Source organism: Methylobacterium goesingense, assembly GCF_022179225.1.
Classification (GTDB): Bacteria; Pseudomonadota; Alphaproteobacteria; order Rhizobiales; family Beijerinckiaceae; genus Methylobacterium; species Methylobacterium goesingense.
Genome location: NZ_BPQL01000043.1, coordinates 68,318 through 86,814, shown reverse-complemented (window position 1 = coordinate 86,814; position 18,497 = coordinate 68,318). Strand labels below are relative to the sequence as shown.

Sequence of the window (18,497 nt, the reverse complement as noted above, 5' to 3'; positions counted from 1 at the left end):
CGCTCACGGGCAAATCGCCCGGCCGTCAGGACCGAGGCGATTTGCCCGTGAGCGCGGCCCGGAGCCCCCCTCGTGCTGGAAGCGTCTGGACGCCTCGACCTTTCCACCCTCGCGACCGCTGCCCCGAGCCCTCGCAACAGGCGGTTCGCGACCGTCGTGGCGGTCGCATTCGGGCTCCTCACCCTCGTGCTCGTCCCGATCGCCGGAAGACCCATCGGGCCGATGCCGGGCTTCGTGGCGAGCTATCAGACTGCGCTGATCACCGTCTACGCCGTCACGACCGCCCTGCTGTTCACCCAGTACCGGCGCACCCGATCGGTCTCGCTCCTCGTCCTCGCCGCCGGCAGTCTCTACACAACGCTCATCGTCGCGGTGCAGCTTCTCAGCTTTCCCGGCATCTTCGCGCCGGGGCGCATCCTCGGGTCCGGGCCGGCGACGACCACCTGGCTGTGGACCCTGTGGCACCTGGGGCCCCCGCTCTTCGCGCTGCCCTACGCGATCATGGAAGGCGACCGGCGCCGGCGCCTCGTGCCCGCCGGTTCCGAGAGCCGGGTCGGCACCCTCGCGGCCCTGGCGATCCTGGCGGCGGTCGGCGTCCTGTCGTGGATCGTCATCGATTTCGTGGACTACCTGCCGCGCACCGTCGAGGGCGACGATTACTGGCTCCTGACCACGTCGGGCATCGGGCCCGGCGTCGTCTTCCTCACCGTCCTGTCCCTGGCGATCCTGTGCTGGACCACCCGCCTGCGCAGCGTCCTCCACCTCTGGCTGGCCGTCTCGCTGCTGCTGCTGGTGTTCGACAACCTCGTCAACCTTCCGGGCGCGGCGCGCGGCACCGTGGGGTGGTTCGCCGGGCGCCTGGAGGCGCTCGCCGCCGGCATGATCCTCCTCGGGGTCTACCTCCGGGAAGTCGACGGGCTCTACGGCGCGGCCGAGCAGGCCGCCGAGGGCCGCGAGCGGGAGCGGGCCGAGCTCGCGATCGCCCGCGACAACCTCCTGGTCGCCCTGGAGGCCGCCGACATGGGCGACTGGCGCCTCGACCTCGCCACGGGCCGGGCCGAGCGGACCCTGCGGCACGACCGGATCTTCGGCTACGACAACCTGCTGCCGTCCTGGGGGCTGTCGGACTTCCTGCGTCACGTGGCCGACGTGGATCGCCCCGCCGTCGCCGCCGCCGTCGCGCGGGCGCAGCGCGAGGGGCATCTCGAGGTCGAATGCCGGATCACGCGGGCGGGCGACGGGGCCGAGCGCTGGATCAACGTGCGCGGCCGCGCCTACCGGGACGAGGCCGGCACCCCGATCCGGATGATCGGCGTGGTGATCGATACGACGGAGCGGCGCGAGGCCGAACAGCGCCTGAGCCAGTCGCAGAAGATGGAGGCGATCGGCCAGCTCACCGGCGGCGTGGCGCACGACTTCAACAATCTGCTGACGGTAATCGTCGGCAACCTCGACATGATCGTGCGCCGCCCGGACAACCCGCAGCGGGTCGAGCGCCTCGCCACCTCGGCGATGCTCGCCGCCCGGCGCGGGGCCGAGGTCACCGAGAAGCTGCTCTCGTTCTCGCGCCGTCAGGTGCTGCGGCCGGAGACGGTGAACCCGAACCACCTCCTGAAGGACTTCCAGGGCCTGCTGCAGCGGGCGCTCGGCGAGGCCGTCACCCTCGTGCTCGACCTCGACACCGCGCTCGACCCGGTCCGGCTCGATCCCGGCCAGTTCGAGAGCGCCATCCTCAACCTCGCGGTGAACGCGCGCGACGCCATGCCGGGCGGCGGCACCCTGACGATCCGCACCGAGAATTTCGCCGTGACGCCGGAGCGCGCCGCCGCGTGGCCCGACCTCAACACGGGGGATTACGTCCGCGTCTCGGTGCACGATACCGGGTCGGGCATGGATGCCGCCACCGCCGCGCGGGCGTTCGAGCCCTTCTTCACCACCAAGGACGTCGGCAAGGGCACGGGGCTCGGCCTGAGCCAGGTCTACGGCTTCGCGCGCCAGGGCGGTGGGCAGGTCCGGGTGGCGAGCACGCCCGGCCTCGGCACCACCATCACCATCGACCTGCCGCGCTCGGCCGAACCGGTCGCAGCCGCGCCGCGCGCCGACGCCCTCCTGCCCCTGCGCCGGGCCGCCGAGGGCGAGGTCGTCCTCGTGGTGGAGGACGAGGCCGCCGTGCTGGAAATGGCGGTGGAGAGCCTGTCGGAGCTCGGCTACCGCACCCTCACGGCCACCCGTGCCTCCGAGGCCCTGGAACGCCTGCGCGGCCCGGAGCGCATCGACATCCTGTTCTCGGACGTGGTGATGCCGGGCGGCCTCAACGGCATCGAACTCGCCCTCCAGGCGCGCCAGCTTCGCCCCGGCCTGCGGGTGCTGCTCGCCTCCGGCTATACCGGTTCGGCCCTCGGCGAGCAGGGCGTGCCGGTGGACCTGCCGCTCCTGAGCAAGCCCTACCGGCGCGAGGATCTGGCGAGCAAGCTGCGCCTGGTGATGGGCGGTCGCTGAGCCTCAAGACTCACTGAGCCCCGAGACTCACGGCTTCGGCAGCATCCGGTCGCTGATGATCCGGCGCTGGATCTCGCTGGTGCCCTCGAAGATCGTGGTCAGGCGGGCGTCGCGCCAGTAGCGCTCGACGCGGCGCTCCGTGGTGTAGCCGTTGCCGCCGTGGAGCTGCATGGCCTGGTTGGTGACCCGGACCGCCATCTCGGTGGCGACCAGCTTGACCATGGCGGACTCGCTCTCGGCCGGCTCGCCGATGTCGAGGAGGTGGGCCACCTGGTGCCAGAAGGCGCGCGCCTGCGCGATGTCGGCCGCCATGTCGGCCAGCGCGAAGCGCAGCGCCTGGAAGTCGCCGATCGGGTGGCCGAACTGCTCGCGCTCCTGGAGATAGGCCTGGGTGTCCTCCAGGGCGGCGCGGGCCACGCCGACCGCGCGGGCCGCCGTGTGCACCCGCGCGATGTTGAGGCCGCGCTGGACCGAGGCGAAGCCGCCCGCATCCGCGTCCGCGCCCTGGTCGCCGTAGAGGCCGGTAAGGCGGTCGCTCTCCGGCACGCGCACGCCGTCGAGGTCGAGTTCGAAGGTCAGGAAGCCGTGATACCCGATCTTGTCGATGACCCGGCCGGTCATGCCGGGCGGGAAGGTGCCGGGCTCCTTGACCACCAGAAAGGGTTCGAGCCCGGCCGAGCGCGACTCGCCGGGTTCCGGGTCGCGCGTGCGGGCCAGGACCTCGATGAAGTCGGCGGCCTGGGCGAAGCCCGCCCAGCGCTTGGTCCCCGTGAGCACCCAGGTGTCGCCCTCGCGCACGGCGCGGGTCTGGACCCCGGCGAGGTCCGACCCCGCCGTGGGCTCCGACAGGGCGATGCTGCCGATCCAGCGCCCGCGCGCGGACTTCTCGAGGAGGTCGCGCCGCCGCTCCGGGTCGAGGGTCTGGGTGCCCAGGCCCTGGCCGCGCGCGAGGATGCTGCCCACGGAGAGCCACGCCCGCGCCAGCTCCTCCGAGATCAGGCAGTACTCGAACACGCCGAGCCCGAGGCCGCCGTGATCCGCCGGGATCGTGATCCCGAACCAGCCCTTCTCCGCCATCTGGTCGATGAGGGCGCGGGGCATCTCCGCCTTCTGGGGGTCGAGGGTATCGGCGAGCGGCATCACCACGTCGCGGGCGAAGGTCCGGGCCTCCGCCTGCAGGGCCGCCCGCTCGGGCGTGTGCCACGGCGCCGGCAGCTCCGGGGGGCGCGGCGCCACGCGATCGGGCTTCGACATGCTTCGGCTCCTGGCCCCGGTGGAGATGCGCGCACGCGCTTTCGGGTCGCGCGTGGAAGCTAGGGCGGGGCCATCGGAAGTCGACGGCGCCCGCCGGAGCGCTCGCCCGCACCGCGACGATTCCGTGCCTCGCCTGCGGGCTTCGTGCCTCGCGTGCGGAATCCGCGCCTGCGGATCGCGTTGCGCCTCGGTCATGTTGCGCCTAGTCACGGGGCCGGAACAGCCATGCGGCCCGTTCCGGCGGCTGTGGCCCGTTCCGGCGACACGGAGCCGATCGACTTGTCCTCGACAGCTTGTCCTCGACCGCCTGGTCCCCGCGCGGGGCAGACCCGACCGCCCGCGACCGTGCCGCGTCGAACCTCACGGAGTCACGCTGAACCATGCCCGACCTGAAGCCGATCCTGCTCGTCGAGGACAATCCGAACGACATCGAGCTGACCCTGGCGGCCCTGGAAAAGAGTCAGTTCGCCAACGAGATCGTGATCTGCCGCGACGGCGCCGAGGCCCTCGATTTCCTCTACCGGCGCGGCGAGCATGCCCACCGAGAGACCCGTGACCCGGCCGTGGTGCTCCTCGACCTGAAGCTGCCGAAGGTCGACGGCCTCGAGGTTCTGGCCAAGGTGAAGGGCGACCTGCGCACGCGCTCGATCCCGATCGTGATGCTGACCTCGTCGCGCGAGGAGACCGACCTCGTCCGCTCCTACGACCTCGGGGTGAACGCTTTCGTGGTCAAACCCGTTGGGTTCTCGGACTTCTTCGAGGCGATCCAGGACCTCGGGGTCTTCTGGGCGGTCCTGAACGAGCCGCCGCCGCACCGTGGGGGAGAATGGCCATCGAACACCTGAGGGACATCGCGGCGGACCCGTTTCCCCCGGCCGGGTTCGGGCCGGATCCTCTGCGGATCCTCCTTCTCGAGGACAGCGATCTCGACACGGAACTGCTCGTGGCGTTCCTCGACGACCTCGGCCACCCCTACGCCCTCGACCGGGTGATGACGCGGGCCGATTTCACCCGCGCGGCGGAACCCGGGGCGTACCACCTCATCCTGGCGGATTACATCCTGCCCACCTTCGACGGGCTCGGCGCCCTGGCGATCGCCCGCACGCGTTGCCCCGGCACGCCCTTCGTCTTCGTTTCGGGCGCGCTCGGCGAGGATGTCGCCGTCGAGGCCCTGAAGCGTGGTGCCACCGACTACGTCACGAAGCAGCGCCTCGACCGCCTGCACCGCACCATCATGCGGGCGCTCGCCGAGGCCCGGGCCCTGGCCGAGCGCGAGCGCGCCTTGCGGGACCTGCACGACCTGAACGAGACCCTGGAGGCGCGGGTCGAGGCCCGCACCCGCGAGCTGGAGGCGGCCAACGCCGAGCTTCAGCGCCAGGTGGTCGAGCGGGAGCGCGTCGAGGAGGCCCTGCGCCAGGCCCAGCGCCTGGAGGCGGTGGGCCAGCTCACCAGCGGCGTCGCCCACGACTTCAACAACCTGCTGACCGTGATCTCCGGTAACATCGAGTTCCTGGGCCGGGCCGTATCCGACGAGCGTTCGAAGCGTCGCCTCGACATGATGCGAGGCGCGGCCGACCGGGGCGCCCGCCTCACCGCGCAACTCCTCGCCTTCTCGCGCCGCCAGCGCCTGGCGCCGACCCCGGTGGAACTGAACCACACCGTCGCCTCCATGCGCGACTTGCTCCAGAGCTCCATCGGCGGCGCGGTGCGCATCGAGATGACGCTGCAGCCCGAGCTCTGGTCGGCCCTGGTGGACGCGACGCAGATCGAGCTCGTGATCCTGAACCTCGCGATCAATGCCCGCGACGCCATGGTGGTGGGCGGCTGCCTCACCATCGAGACCGCCAACGTCACGCTGACGGAAGCCCCCGCCCGCGCGGAGGAGCCGGCCCCCGGCGCCTACGTCATGGTGGCGGTGAGCGACACCGGCACGGGCATCGCGCCCGACGTGCTGGCGCGGGTGTTCGAGCCGTTCTTCACGACCAATCCGGTCGACAAGGGCTCGGGCCTCGGGCTCGCGCAGGTCTACGGCTTCGCCAAGCAGTCGGGCGGCGGCGTCCGCATCGATACGCGGCTCGGCGAGGGCACCTCCGTGCGGGTCTACCTGCCCCGCGCCGAGGCCGATGCGCTCCCGGCCGCCGCGCCGGCCGCGCCCGTCGACTGCGCGGCCCGGCGCAGCCCGGACGACCGGCCCGTCATCCTCGTGGTGGACGACGACACCGCCGTGCGCGAGGTGACGACCACCATCCTGACCGAGGCCGGCTATACCCTTCGCGAGGCGGGCTCGGGGCTCGCCGCCCTGCAATCGCTGGAGGCCGACCCTTGCGTCGACCTCGTCCTCCTCGATTTCGCGATGCCGGGCATGAACGGCGCCGAGGTCGCCTGCGAGATCCGCCGGCGCTGGCCGCAACTCTCCGTCATCTTCGCTACCGGCTACGCCGACACCGAGGCCCTGATGCGGGCCGGCGCGGTCGGTGCGGAGCGCATCGTGCAGAAGCCGTTCCAGGGCGGTGAACTCCAGCGCAAGGTCGCGGCGAACCTTCCTCACACGCCGGTCCCGGCCCTGCGCCTCGTTCCGGGCCGCGCGCGCCGCGCCTGATGCGGGTGCCGGTGGGCCTGCCCGTGCGGTGACGTCCTGCGCCCCTCGGCGGAACACCGTCCGGCGCCGCCGCTTGTCCCGGCTGAAGCCCGGCGCGCCTGCGCGCTCCGGCCCATTTAGGACACAGCCGACCGCATGAGCCCGATCCTCGAGCCCTTCACCCTGGGCGATCTCACCCTAAAGAACCGCGTCGTGATGGCGCCGCTGACCCGCAGCCGCTCCTCCACCGAGGGCGTGCCGCCGGACTTCGCCGTGGACTACTACGCCCAGCGCGCCAATGCCGGCCTCATCATCAGCGAGGCCACCAACATCTCGCCCCAGGCGGTCGGCTACGCCTACACGCCCGGTATCTGGAGCGACGCGCAGGTCGAGGCCTGGAAGTCCGTCACCGCCGGGGTCCACGCCAATGGCGGCCTGATCTTCCTGCAGCTCTGGCATACCGGCCGGATCTCGCATCCCGACGTGCAGCCCGACGGGCAGCTTCCCGTCGCGCCCTCCGCCCTCAAGCCCGAGGGCACGGCCTTCACCGAATCCGGCATGCAGCCGCACGTCACCCCACGCGCGCTGGAGACCGACGAGATCCCGGGAATCGTCGAGGATTACCGCCGTGCCGCCGAGAACGCCAAGCGCGCCGGCTTCGACGGCGTCGAGATCCACTCGGCCAACAATTACCTGCTCGAGCAGTTCGTGCGTGATTCCACCAACCACCGCACGGACCAGTACGGCGGCTCGATCGAGAATCGCCTGCGCTTTCCGCTGGCGGTGGTGAAGGCGGTCACCGAGGTCTGGGGCGGCGGCCACCGCGTCGGCATCCGCCTGTCGCCGGCCACCACCGAGCCCGGCAAGACCCCCCTCGACAGCGACCCGAAGGCGACCTTCGGCGCCTACGTGGAGGCCCTGAACGCCTTCGGCCTGCTCTACGTCCACACCATCGAGGGCGTGACCCAGCAGACCCGCGACGTGCCGGATTCGGTCGATTTCGGCCAGATCCGCAAGCGCTTCAAGGGCGCCTATATCGGCAACAACCAGTACACCCTGGAATTGGCCGAGAAGGACCTCGCCGAGGGCCGCGCCGACCTCTTCAGCTTCGGCCGCCCCTACATCGCCAATCCGGACCTCGTGCAGCGCCTGGAGACCGGCGCCCCGCTGGCCGAGGCGCCGAAGCCATACTGGTACGGCGGCGGCGCCAACGGCTACTCGGACTGGCCGGGCATGAACGGTCCGGTCGCGATCAAGCGCTGAGCGGGCAAGAATCACAGTTTAGGGTTGAGTGGAAATACTTCGTAAGGAATGGCTGCCACGCTCGGAGCCATGATGATGCGTGGATTTCGGGTGGCCTTCGTTGTGTTCGGCCTCATTGGCGCCGCCTTCTCGGGCGGCGCCGTGAGCGCAGCGCCGAGCGTACAGGTCATCTACCTGCTGCCAGCCGACCGTCAGGAGTCCGAGAGTTACCGGAATGCTGCCGAGTTCGGAGTCAGGCATTTCCAAGCTTGGCTAAGCAATGCGCTCAAGGGCCCGACCTTTCGCCTTGCAGATCCTGCGGTGCGCATCGTCCGGTCCGAGAAGAACGCAGCTTGGTTTCGCTCCACCGACCGATACACTGGCTACAGCGCATTCTATCGCAATACGGTGGATGAACTGACGCGTATGGGCGTCGTGCGGTTCAACGATCCAGCCTCACGCTTTTTGGTCTATGTCGATGCTGACCATGCCTGCGGACAATCCGGCGCCGGTGGCAATGGTGTTGCCGTTGTCTCGGCCAACGACCTTCGCGGCTTGTCTGGCGAGCGTGTTGTTCCCGCCTGCGACAGGGCGAATGGAGCTGAAATCCCGGGACGATGCCGCTGGATCGGCGGTATCGGGCATGAGTTTCTGCACACGATCGGATTGATGCATCCGGACCGGTCACCAGTCTGCCAAACTGCCCAGTGTCGTGCCGAGGCCTTGATGATGCAGGGCTATGTCACCTATCCGCGCGCGATCCTGCTTGATGAGGAGAAGGCGCAGATTCTTCGCTCCCCTTTCATCGAGTCGGGCATTCGGACGGAAGCCCGTGCCTGCGCGAATGCGATCACCCCTTTGGTCCGCTGACCCTCGAACATCCTAACCGTGCAACCGCGCCAGCACCGCATCCCCCGCCGGGCTGGCGCCGTAGCGGGTGCGCTGGGTCCGCGCGTTCCGCTCCTGAAGGGTGAGCAGGCCGGCCTCGCTCGCCAGCGTCTCCACCGCCCGCAGCACCAAGGCGTGCTCGATCCCGAACACCCGCGCGAAGCTGCGGCTGTCGCGGGCGAGGTCGAGATGGAGGGCGGCCATAACCCCGGCCTCCAGGGTGGAGAGGCCGGGCTGGAGGGCGGCGACCGAATCGGTCACCGCCAGGAAGGTCTCCGCATCGGCCGGCGGTTCGCTCATGCGGCGACCGGTCGGCGCAGGCGGACCAGCACCGACTTCGAGGTCGGCGTGTCGCTCTCCTCACCGAAGGTCGAAAGCGGTACGAGCACGTTGAGTTCCGGATAATAGCCGGCCAGCGACCCGCGCGGCATGTCGAACGGCACGAGGCGGAAATCCTCCGCGACCCGCGTGACGCCGTCCGCATGGGTGCCGACGATGTCGACCCGGTCGCCGGTCCGCGCGCGGATCTCGGCGAGATCGTCCGGATGGGCGAAGACCACCCGGCGCTCGCCGTAAACGCCGCGATAGCGGTCGTCGAGGCCGTAGATCGTGGTGTTGTACTGGTCGTGGCTGCGGAAGGTCTGGAGCACGAAGGTATCGGGTGCGCGCTTCGCCTGCTGGTGCTCCGTCGCCACCGGAAGCGGGCCGGCGGCGAAGTTGGCCCGTCCGGTCGGCGTCTCGAAGCTGCGCTCGGCGGCGAGGTTCTTCAGCATGAAGCCACGCGGGCGCCGGACGCGCAGGTTGTAGCCGGTAAAGCCCGGGATCGTGCGCTCGATCAGGTCGCGGATGCGGTCGTAATCGTCGGCGAGCGCCGCCCAGTCGACCCGCTCCGAGCCGACCGTCGCGGCCGCCATCCCGGCGATGATGCCGATCTCGGAGCGCAGTTCGGGCGAGGCCGGCTTGTTGATGCCCCCCGAGCCGTGGACCATGCTCATGGAATCCTCGACCGTCACGATCTGCGTCTTGCCCTTCGAATTCCGGTCGATCTCGGTGCGGCCGAGGCAGGGCAGCAGGTAGGCGACGCGACCCGGCAGGAGGTGCGCGTGGTTGAGCTTCGTCGCGATGTGGACGGTCAGTTCGCAGGAGGCCAGCGCCTTGGCCACCAGGGTGGTGTCGGGGGTCGCGCGGGCGAAGTTTCCGCCGAGGCCGATGAAGGCCTTCGCCGAGCCGTCGAGCATGGCGCCGATGGCGGCCAGCACGTTGTGCCCGTGCCGGCGCGGAGCGGTGAAGCCGAATTCCCGCTCGAGCGCATCGAGCAGGGCGGCCGGGGGCTTCTCGTTGATGCCCACCGTGCGGTCGCCCTGCACGTTCGAATGGCCGCGCACGGGGCACAGGCCGGTGCCCGGGCGCCCGACATGCCCGCGCAGGAGCATGACGTTGGCGAGCTCGCGGACGGTGGCCACCGAGTGGCGGTGCTGGGTCACGCCCATCGCCCAGGTGCAGATCACCTTGTCGGCGGCGAGATAAACCTCGGCCGCGACCTCGATGTCGGCGCGCGTCAGTCCGGACTGGTCCTCGATGGCCGCCCAGGTCGTGGCATCCACCGCCGCGCGGTAGGCCTCGAACGCCGCCGTGTGGTTGCGCAGGAAGGTCCGGTCGAGGCGCGACGGCTGTCCGACGGCGAGCGCCGCGTCGTCGGCCGCGAACACCGCCTTGGCGATGCCCCGGAACGCCGCCATGTCGCCGCCGAGGCGCGGCTGGTAGTAGTGGCTCGCCACCGGCGCGCTGGCGCCGCGCAGCATCTCCACGGTGTTCTGCGGGTCGGCGAAGCGCTCCAGCCCGCGCTCGCGCACGGGGTTGAACACCACGACCTTCGCGCCGCGCTGGGCCGCGCGCCGCAGGTCGCCGAGCATGCGGGGATGATTGGTGCCGGGATTCTGACCCACCACGAAGATCGCGTCGGCCTTCTCGAAATCCTCCAGCAGCACGGTGCCCTTGCCGACGCCGATGGCCGCCTGCAGGGCGATGCCGCTGGCCTCGTGGCACATGTTGGAGCAGTCGGGGAAGTTGTTGGTGCCGTAGTGCCGGGCGAAGAGCTGGTAGAGGTAGGCAGCCTCGTTGGAGGCACGGCCCGAGGTGTAGAACTCGGCCTGGTCCGGATGGTCGAGCCCGCTCAAGGTGGCGCCGATCTCCGCGAAGGCCGCGTCCCAGGTGGTGGCGACGTAGCGATCACGCGTGGCGTCGTAGCGCATCGGGTGCGTCAGGCGGCCCTCGCCCTCCAGGGCGTAGTCGGTCCAGCCGCGCAGCTCGGTCACGGTGTGCTTCGCGAAGAACTTCGGCGGGGTGCGCTTGTCGGTGGCCTCCCAGGAGACGGCCTTCACGCCGTTCTCGCAGAACTCGAAGGAGGAGCCGTGCTCCGGGTCGCCCCAGGCGCAGCCCGGGCAGTCGAAGCCGTCGGGCTGGTTGGCCTTCAGCATGGCGCGGGCGCCCGACAGCGGGGCCCGGCTGCCGAGAAGATGCTTGCCGCAGCTTTTCAGGGCGCCCCAGCCGCCGGCGGCGGACGAGCGCTTGGTGGACGTACGCTCGAGGGGCGTGGCCGGATGATCCATGAACGGGTCCTGGGACGGGCACGCGCGACCGAGGATCGGACGCGAAGCGGAGCCGTGGCGCCGCTTGCGATATCGCGATGCGAAGCGGGCGCTCAATCATGCGAAAACGCAGGCCAGTCATGCCGTTAGGGGTAGCATGCGTTTTTTGCAGAGCCGCCGGTGAGCGGGTTGAAACCGTTCCAGGCCGCGATGCGGAAATCCAGGCCTCGGATCCCGGGCCACGGTCCCTGGTGGAGCGCCCGCCGATCGCCTAACCCTCGGGCCGAACCGAAGGCGAGGACGCCCGGAATGCGGGAGCGCGGGACATGAGGACGCCGGTGAGGATCTTCGCGGCGGCGGCCATCGCCCTCGCGGTCGGCGTCGCGGTGATGGCCCATGATCGCCAGATCGGCGCCGAATGGGCCGTCTCGGCCGAGCAGATCGCCGACGCGCAGGCTTACGGCAAACCCGGCGTCGAGATCGCCCCGGGGCGCATGGTGGTCGAACCCCTGCCGAGCGAACAGGCGGCCCGGCTTCCCCTGAAATGGGTCCTCCTCGGCCTCGCGGCGGGAGCTGCCGTGCTGGTGGGAACGGGGCGGCGGCGCGCGTCGCCCGAAAAACCCCGGCGGTCGCGCTAGACCGGCATCCTGGCCAGGGCCGCCGCGTCGCGCCCGACGACCGTCGCGAGGCTGGCGGCGCCCTCGGCCTTCAGGTGGTCGAGAAGGCCCGCCTTGATCTCGGTGATCAGGCCCGGGCCCGCATAGACGAGGCTGGAATAGAGCTGCACGAGGCTGGCGCCCGCGCGGATCTTGGTCCAGGCGGCCTCCGCGGAATCGATGCCGCCGACGCCGACCAGCGGGATCCGACCGCCGACGCGCAGGTAGGTTTCGGCCAGGAGGCGGGTCGCGGCTGCGAACAGCGGACGGCCCGAGAGGCCTCCGGTCTCCTTGGCGAGGCCGGCCTCACGCAGGCTCGCGGGCCGCGCGATGGTGGTGTTCGAGACGACCAGGGCCTGGACGCCCCGGCGCAGGGCGGTCGCCGCCATGGCGTCGAGGGCCTCCAGGGTGATGTCCGGCGCGATCTTCAGGAGGATCGCGGTGTCGGGCTGCGTCGCGTCACGCGCTTCGACCACGCGGGCCAGCAACTCGTCGAGGAAGGCCTCGCCCTGAAGGTCGCGCAGGCCGGGCGTGTTGGGCGACGAGACGTTGACGGTGACGAAGTCGACGAGGGGCGCGAGTGCACGCGTACACGCGACGTAGTCGGCCAGCCGGTCCGTCGAATCCTTGTTCGCGCCGATATTGACCCCGATCCGGCCCCCGCGACCGTTCCGGGCGGCGAGGCGCGCGCGCACGACGTCGAGGCCCTCGCTGTTCAACCCGAATCGGTTGATGACCGCGTTGTCGCGGGGGAGCCGAAACACCCGCGGGCGCGGATTGCCGGGCTGGGCTTTCGGCACCACGCCGCCCACCTCCACGAAGCCGAAGCCGAGGCCGAGGAGCGCGTCCGGCACCTCGGCGCCCTTGTCGAAGCCGGCGGCGAGCCCGACCGGGTTCGGGAAGCGGCGTCCCAGCACGTCCACCGCGAGGCGCGGGTCGTCGGCCCGCGGACGGCGCGGGGGCAGGGCGGCCAGACCCCGCAGGGTCAGGTTGTGTGCGGTCTCCGCGTCGAGGCTGTGCAGCAGCGGCCGGGCCAGGGGAAACAGCGCGTTGATCACGTTCGCACTCCGATCAGCGGGAAAGCGGCCTCACGCCGGGCCGCCGGCCCGCAGCGCATCCGGAAACACGTGTGGAAAGACATGTCTGCCATCCGCCCCGAGCGGCAGGTCCACCACCGCCCGCACCGCCGTCAGCGGCAGGTCGGCGTAGAGGTGGGGGAACAGGGCGCCGCCCCGCGACGGCTCGTAGCGCAGGGCCGGGCCGAGCGCATCGGCCTCCACCGAGACGAGGACGAGGTCGCCCACGCCGGCGAAGTGCCGGGCCGCCGTCTCGACGGCTTGGTCGGCGGTGGAGAAGTGGATATATCCGTCCGCATGATCGACCGGTGCGCCGGTGAATCGGCCGAGCGCCTCGGCGTCGCGCCAGAGTTTGCGGGCACAAATCTTGTAGATGAGCGGCATCCGCGCTCCCTAACGGGTTTTGGCAGTGCGATCAAACAGGCGAATGGAAAGCATCGCGCAACCCTGGGGCGCAAGTCGATCCGACTGTTTCATAGGGAGCGTGACTGATTTTTCAGACACGGGCGGGTATTGCCATTCCAACAGATTAGTTCTACTTTCCTAGTTCTAGGCTGGTCGTCTTAGCCGTAGCGCGTCTCGAGACTCCGATGTTGTCTCACGAGCAGATTTGGACCGCGATCGACCGGTTGGCCGAGCGTCATGGGTTCTCCGCATCCGGCCTCGCACGGCGGGCCGGGCTCGACGCGACCAGCTTCAATCGCTCCAAGCGAATCGGTCCCGACGGGCGCAAGCGCTGGCCCTCCACCGAATCGATCTCCAAGGTCCTGGCCGCGACGGGCGCCAGCCTCGACGATTTCCTGCGGCTGATCGAGGCGCGGGGTGGCCCACCGCGCACGATGATCCCGCTCGTCGGCATGACGCAGGCCGGCGCCGGCCGTCTGTTCACCGAAGAAGGCATGCCGACCGGCGGTCCCGGCTGGGAGGAGATCGAGTTTCCCGATCTCGGAGACGACCGCGCCTTCGCGCTGGAGGTGCAAGGCGATTCGATGATGCCGCTTTACCGCGACGGCGACATCCTCATCGTTTCGCCGACCGCCAGCGTCCGCAAGGGCGACCGCGTGGTGGTGCGCCTCTCCGCCGGGGAGGTCCTGGCCAAGGAACTCAAGCGCAAGACGGCGCGCACCATCGAGCTCGCGTCCCTCAACCCCGAACATGACGACCGCCTCGTTAATGTCAGCGACATCGCCTGGATCGGCCGGGTGATGTGGGTGCGCCAATAGGGCCGCGCGCAAGCTTTGCCGCGTCTCCGGTAAGGGACTATGCCTTGCGGCCCGAGGGGCGGCCGCGCCCCACATCGGCGGACAGGCCATGGCATCCCCCGGAAACCACGACCCCGTTGCGCAGACGAAGCCGGAGGCGGGCCTCGCGGCATTGCTCACCGCGTCGGCCGTGCCGGCCCTCCTGCTGGAACCGGCCGATGACGGGCACCGCGTCGTCCTGGCCAATCCGTCGCTCGTCGCCCTGACCGGACGCGAGCCGGCGGCCGTCACCGGCGGGGATCTCTGGGCGGCGCTGCGGCCGGACGGGGACCGCGAGACCCGCGCCGTCCTGCAGGCGGCCCTGGCCGGCGAGCGGCCCGAGGGCGTCGAGGTCCTGGCCCATGCGGCAGGCGGCGCGGCCTGGTGGGCCCAGGTCCTCGTGGCGCCGGTGCCCGAGACGCCTTATCTTCTCGCCCAGGTCATCGACGTGACGCGGCGGCGGGACGCCGAGGGCGCGCTCCTGCTCTCGCGCCAGCGCGAGGCGCTCGGTCTCCTGACCAACAGCGTTGCGCACGAGTTCAACAACTTCCTTCAGATCCTGATCGGCTACATCGACGGCCTGAAGCGCCGCCTCGGCGACCGCGAGGAGCCCTTCATCCAGCGGGCGATCCTGCGCTCCACCGACGCCGCCGAGCGGGCAACGATCCTGACCCGCCAGCTGCTCGCCTTCTCGCGCCGCATCGCGCCCGACGTTCGCCCCGTGGACCTGAACCGCCTGATCGAGGGCTTCGGGGCCCGGGTCGGCCCCACCCTGCCCACGCGGATCACCCTGGAGATCCGGACCTCGCCCGGGCTCGCCTGCGGGCTCGGCAATCCGACCCAGGTGGACCTGGCGCTGACCCACATCGTGGCCAATGCCTGTGAGGCCATGGCCGAGCCCGGGCGCATCGTCGTGGCGACCTTCGCGGTGCCGCCGGGCGACCGTGGCCTGCAACGGCCCGGGGACGGCGCCGTCGGCATCACGGTGACGGACGAGGGCCCGGGCATGTCACCCGAGATGGCGGCGCGGGCTCTCGCGCCGTTCATCACCAGCCGCGAGGCCGGGCGAGGCACGGGGCTCGCCATCGTGCACGGGCTGATGAAGCGCCAGAACGGCACGGTCTCGATCGATTCGAAGCCCGGGGAGGGCGCCGTGGTTCGCCTCGTCTTCCCGGCGGTGGTCTGAGGGCGGGCCGCCGGACGCGCGATTGCATAATGCGGACGGACTAAAACCCGGGCTGGAACGTCACCATATACAGGAGCGGCGTTCGCGCCGAGCCCGTTGTCAGGTCCTTGGACCGTCCCATTCGTCACCAGAGGCGTCTTCATGCTCACCTCCACCACTCGTCGCAAGCGCGCGGCGTCCATCCTCGCGCTCGCCGCGGCGTTGGCCCTCGCCGCGCCCGTCGTCGAGGCGCGTCCCGGAAGCGGCAGCAGCGGTGGCATGGGCTCGCGCGGTTCCCGCACCGACTCGGCGCCCTCCGCCACCACGACGGCCCCCGGTGCGGCCGCGCCGATCCAGCGGACGCAGACTCAGCCCGGCCCGGCCATGGGCAATCCCGGCATGACCCAGGCCGCCCAGCCCGGTCGTCGCTTCGGCGGCGGCTTCATGGCGGGTCTCCTCGGCGCCGGCCTGCTCGGCGCTCTGCTCGGCGGCGGCTTCTTCGGCGGCCTCGGCGGCATCATGTCCTTCCTGGGCCTGATCCTTCAGGTCGGCCTCGTCGTCATGCTGGTGGCCTTCGCGGTGCGCTGGTTCCGCCGTCGTCAGGGCGCGCCGGCCGCGGCCGGTCACGCGCGTTCGAACCTCGATGCGCCGGGCCCGATGGGTGGGCCCATGAACGGTCCGGTCAACGGTCCCTCGGGTGGCCCGATGGGTGGCGCTCCCCTCGGCGGAAACGCCCAGCGCGGTCCGGCCCCCGTGCAGCCTCCGGCGGCGCGTCCGGTCCAGATCGGACCCGGCGACTTCCAGAGCTTCGAGATCGCCCTCAACGACATCCAGGCGGCCTATGGCCGTGAGGACGCCGCGGCGCTCCGCAACTTCGCGACCCCCGAGATGGCCGGCTACTTCATCGAGGAACTGCAGGCCAATCAGGCGCGCGGCCTCGTCAACCGGATCTCGGACGTGAAGCTCCTCCAGGGCGACCTGTCGGAGGCCTGGGGCGAGGGCAATGCGGAATACGCCACCGTGGCGATGCGCTACGCCATCAAGGACGTGACCATCGACCGCCGCACCGACCGCGTGATTGAGACCGGCGAGCCGGAGGCCGTGGAGCTCTGGACCTTCGTGCGCGAGCGCGGCGGCCGCTGGATCCTCTCGGCCATCCAGCAGGGACGCTGAGCGCCAGGGTTCACCAAAGATCGAACGAGAGGGGCCGCGCGGACAGATCCGCGCGGCCCCTTTTTCGTTTCAGGCGCTGTCCGGTTGATGGCTTCGGTCAGCCTGTGCGCGACGCACTCTTTCTTCTGAACGGAGAGGGGAGCCGCGCCGGAACCCGAACGATTCAGCCGGAAACCGTATCAGACGGCCTTCAGCGCTTGCGCCATCGCCACGAAGGCCGAGACCGGGACTTCCTCGGCCCGCGCGGTCTCGGGGATGCCGGCGGCGTCGAGGAGCCGGGCCGGGTCCGGAACTGCGGCCTTCAGGCTCTGGCGCAACATCTTGCGGCGCTGCCCGAAGGCCGCGCGGGTGATGGACTCCAGGGCCTGCACCGAGCAGGGCAGGGGGTCACGGCGCGGCGTCAGGCGGACGACGGAGGAGGTGACCTTCGGGGGCGGCACGAAAGCCGAGGGGGCCACGTCGAACAGGATGTCGGCCTGCGTGCGCCAGCCACAGAGGACGCCGAGGCGCCCGTAATTGGCCCGGTCGGTCTCGTCGGCGACGATGCGCTCGGCGACCTCGCGCTGGAACATCAGCGTCAGGGAATCCCACCACGGCGGCCAGGCCGTGCCGGCGAGCCAGCCGACGAGGAGCGGGGTGCCGATGTTGTAGGGCAGGTTGGCCACGATCCGAACCGGCCCGGACCCGATCAGCGGGGTGGGATCGAAGCGCAGGGCATCGGCATCGACCACCTCCAGGCGTCCCGGATAATGCGCGGCGATTTCGGCCAGCGCGGGCAGGGCCCGGGGATCGCGCTCGATGGCGACGACCCGTGCCGCGCCCTCGGCCAGCAGCGCCCGGGTCAGGCCGCCGGGGCCGGGGCCGATCTCCACCACGGTGACGCCGTCGAGGGGGCCGGCCGAGCGGGCAATCCGGCCGGTCAGGTTGAGGTCGAACAGGAAGTTTTGGCCAAGGGTCTTCCTGGGCTCGAGGCCGTGCCGACGCACCACCTCGCGCAGGGGCGGCAGGCCGTCGGAGCTGAGGCCGGTTTCCTCGCTCACGCGCCGGCCTCTTCGCGCAGGTGGGTGCCCTTGGCGAGGTGGGTGCCCTTGGCGAGGTGGGTCCCCTTGGCGAGGCGGGCAGCGAGCCGCAGGGCGGCCATCAGGCTGTCGGGGCGGGCGAGGCCCCGGCCGGCGATATCGAAGGCGGTGCCATGGTCGGGCGAAGTCCGGATGAAGGGCAGGCCCAGGGTGACGTTGACGCCGTCGTCGAACGCGATGGTCTTGATGGGGATCAGCGCCTGGTCGTGCGTCGGCGTCAGGGCCACGTCGTAGGTCGCGCGGGCGCGTTCGTGGAACAGGGTATCGGCGGGCAGCGGCCCCCGGATGTCGATGCCTTCCCCCTGCAACTGCATCACCGCCGGCTCCAGCACGTCGCGGTCCTCGCTGCCCATCGTGCCGTTCTCGCCCGCGTGCGGGTTGAGCCCGGACAGGACGAGGCGGGGGCGCTCCAGGCCGAAGCGATGGCGCAGATCGTGGGCGACGATGCGGGCCGTTCGCACCACGAGGTCCTGGGTCAGGAGTTCGGGCACACGGCGCAACGCCACGTGGATGGTCACCGGCACCACCGACAAGGTCTCGCTCCACAGCAGCATCACGGGGAGCGGCGGTGTCTCACCGGGTGCCACCGCGAGGGCGGCGAGGAACTCGGTGTGGCCCGGATGGGCGAAGCCCACCTGGGTCAGGACGTACTTGGCGATCGGGTTGGTCACCAAAGCGGCGGCGATGCCGCGCGTGACGAGGTCCACCCCGGCGGTGATCGATTCGAGGATCGCCCCGGCGGAGGCCGAGTCCGGCCGGCCGGGCTCGGCGTCGACCCGCATGCCGCTGGGCAGCGGCATCACCGGCAGCGCGCGGGGGAAGACCTCCTCGGCGAGGTCCGGGCCGACATCGGCGACCGGGACCTGCAGGTTCATGGCGCTGGCGCGGCGCTCGATGAAGTCCGGATCGCCGATGAGGAAGAAGGTCGGGAGGCCGGGCCCGGTATCGCGCCGGAGCCACGCCATCAGGGCGAGTTCCGGGCCGATTCCGGCGGGATCGCCGAGGGTGAGGGCGATCGGCGCCAGTCGTCGGGTCATCGCCGGTCTCTCCGTCCCGGA

Annotated in this window: 16 protein-coding genes; 9 read left to right on the top strand and 7 right to left on the bottom strand. The window is 70.8% G+C overall.

Going from position 1 to position 18,497, the window contains the following annotated elements; genetic code table 11:
- Nucleotides 1-72: 72 nt before the first annotated feature.
- A complete protein-coding gene (locus MFF30_RS08790; RefSeq protein WP_238278801.1) occupies nucleotides 73-2,499 on the top strand; it encodes an MASE4 domain-containing protein in 2,427 nt (808 codons plus the stop codon).
- Nucleotides 2,500-2,526: 27 nt separating this feature from the next.
- On the opposite strand, the gene MFF30_RS08785 is transcribed toward MFF30_RS08790, so the two are convergent.
- Nucleotides 2,527-3,753, bottom strand: coding sequence for an acyl-CoA dehydrogenase family protein (locus MFF30_RS08785; protein ID WP_238278799.1), 1,227 nt, complete (start codon nucleotides 3,751-3,753; stop codon nucleotides 2,527-2,529).
- Between the two features lie 380 nt (nucleotides 3,754-4,133).
- On the opposite strand from MFF30_RS08785, the gene MFF30_RS08780 reads away from it, so the two are divergent.
- The 4 genes from MFF30_RS08780 (at nucleotide 4,134) to MFF30_RS08765 (ending at nucleotide 8,443) form a co-directional block, all read left to right on the top strand.
- Complete coding sequence (locus MFF30_RS08780) at nucleotides 4,134-4,598, top strand: response regulator (RefSeq protein WP_238278797.1); 465 nt, start codon at nucleotides 4,134-4,136, stop codon at nucleotides 4,596-4,598.
- On the top strand, nucleotides 4,580-6,352 hold the full coding sequence (locus tag MFF30_RS08775) for a hybrid sensor histidine kinase/response regulator (protein WP_238278795.1): 1,773 nt from the start codon (nucleotides 4,580-4,582) through the stop codon (nucleotides 6,350-6,352). Before MFF30_RS08780 ends, MFF30_RS08775 begins: the two co-directional genes overlap by 19 nt.
- Before the next feature lie 135 nt (nucleotides 6,353-6,487).
- The gene (locus MFF30_RS08770) at nucleotides 6,488-7,594 is read left to right on the top strand and encodes an alkene reductase (RefSeq protein ID WP_238278793.1); all 1,107 of its coding nucleotides are present in this window, start codon (nucleotides 6,488-6,490) and stop codon (nucleotides 7,592-7,594) included.
- A 48-nt stretch (nucleotides 7,595-7,642) separates the two neighbouring features.
- Nucleotides 7,643-8,443, top strand: a complete 801-nt coding sequence (locus MFF30_RS08765; RefSeq protein WP_238278791.1) for a hypothetical protein — start codon at nucleotides 7,643-7,645, stop codon at nucleotides 8,441-8,443.
- 12 nt (nucleotides 8,444-8,455) lie between these two features.
- Here MFF30_RS08765 and MFF30_RS08760 read toward each other — a convergent pair whose 3' ends face one another.
- Both MFF30_RS08760 and MFF30_RS08755 read right to left on the bottom strand, forming a co-directional pair.
- Nucleotides 8,456-8,761 (bottom strand): hypothetical protein, encoded by a 306-nt coding sequence (locus tag MFF30_RS08760; RefSeq protein ID WP_238278789.1) that lies wholly within the window; start codon nucleotides 8,759-8,761, stop codon nucleotides 8,456-8,458.
- Nucleotides 8,758-11,070, bottom strand: a complete 2,313-nt coding sequence (locus tag MFF30_RS08755; protein ID WP_238278787.1) for an FdhF/YdeP family oxidoreductase — start codon at nucleotides 11,068-11,070, stop codon at nucleotides 8,758-8,760. The genes MFF30_RS08760 and MFF30_RS08755 overlap by 4 nt, the downstream gene beginning before the upstream one ends.
- A 305-nt stretch (nucleotides 11,071-11,375) precedes the next feature.
- On the opposite strand from MFF30_RS08755, the gene MFF30_RS08750 reads away from it, so the two are divergent.
- Nucleotides 11,376-11,687: a hypothetical protein gene (locus MFF30_RS08750; protein ID WP_238278785.1), complete on the top strand. Its 312-nt coding sequence runs from the start codon at nucleotides 11,376-11,378 to the stop codon at nucleotides 11,685-11,687.
- On the opposite strand, the gene MFF30_RS08745 is transcribed toward MFF30_RS08750, so the two are convergent.
- Nucleotides 11,684-12,763, bottom strand: coding sequence for a quinone-dependent dihydroorotate dehydrogenase (locus tag MFF30_RS08745; RefSeq protein WP_238278783.1), 1,080 nt, complete (start codon nucleotides 12,761-12,763; stop codon nucleotides 11,684-11,686). The genes MFF30_RS08750 and MFF30_RS08745 overlap by 4 nt on opposite strands.
- A 30-nt stretch (nucleotides 12,764-12,793) precedes the next feature.
- Nucleotides 12,794-13,165: a DUF952 domain-containing protein gene (locus tag MFF30_RS08740; protein ID WP_238278781.1), complete on the bottom strand. Its 372-nt coding sequence runs from the start codon at nucleotides 13,163-13,165 to the stop codon at nucleotides 12,794-12,796.
- Between the two features lie 206 nt (nucleotides 13,166-13,371).
- On the opposite strand from MFF30_RS08740, the gene MFF30_RS08735 reads away from it, so the two are divergent.
- The 3 genes from MFF30_RS08735 (at nucleotide 13,372) to MFF30_RS08725 (ending at nucleotide 16,360) form a co-directional block, all read left to right on the top strand.
- Entirely contained in the window at nucleotides 13,372-14,004 is a 633-nt protein-coding gene (locus MFF30_RS08735; RefSeq protein WP_238278779.1) for a S24 family peptidase, read from the top strand.
- An 88-nt stretch (nucleotides 14,005-14,092) separates the two neighbouring features.
- On the top strand, nucleotides 14,093-15,208 hold the full coding sequence (locus tag MFF30_RS08730) for an ATP-binding protein (protein WP_238278777.1): 1,116 nt from the start codon (nucleotides 14,093-14,095) through the stop codon (nucleotides 15,206-15,208).
- A 141-nt stretch (nucleotides 15,209-15,349) separates the two neighbouring features.
- A complete protein-coding gene (locus MFF30_RS08725) occupies nucleotides 15,350-16,360 on the top strand; it encodes a TIM44-like domain-containing protein (protein ID WP_238278775.1) in 1,011 nt (336 codons plus the stop codon).
- A 179-nt stretch (nucleotides 16,361-16,539) separates the two neighbouring features.
- On the opposite strand, the gene rsmA is transcribed toward MFF30_RS08725, so the two are convergent.
- Both rsmA and pdxA read right to left on the bottom strand, forming a co-directional pair.
- Nucleotides 16,540-17,400: a 16S rRNA (adenine(1518)-N(6)/adenine(1519)-N(6))-dimethyltransferase RsmA gene (rsmA, locus tag MFF30_RS08720; protein ID WP_238278772.1), complete on the bottom strand. Its 861-nt coding sequence runs from the start codon at nucleotides 17,398-17,400 to the stop codon at nucleotides 16,540-16,542.
- Nucleotides 17,397-18,476: a 4-hydroxythreonine-4-phosphate dehydrogenase PdxA gene (gene pdxA / locus MFF30_RS08715; RefSeq protein WP_238278770.1), complete on the bottom strand. Its 1,080-nt coding sequence runs from the start codon at nucleotides 18,474-18,476 to the stop codon at nucleotides 17,397-17,399. Before pdxA ends, rsmA begins: the two co-directional genes overlap by 4 nt.
- Between the last annotated feature and the right edge of the window lie 21 nt (nucleotides 18,477-18,497).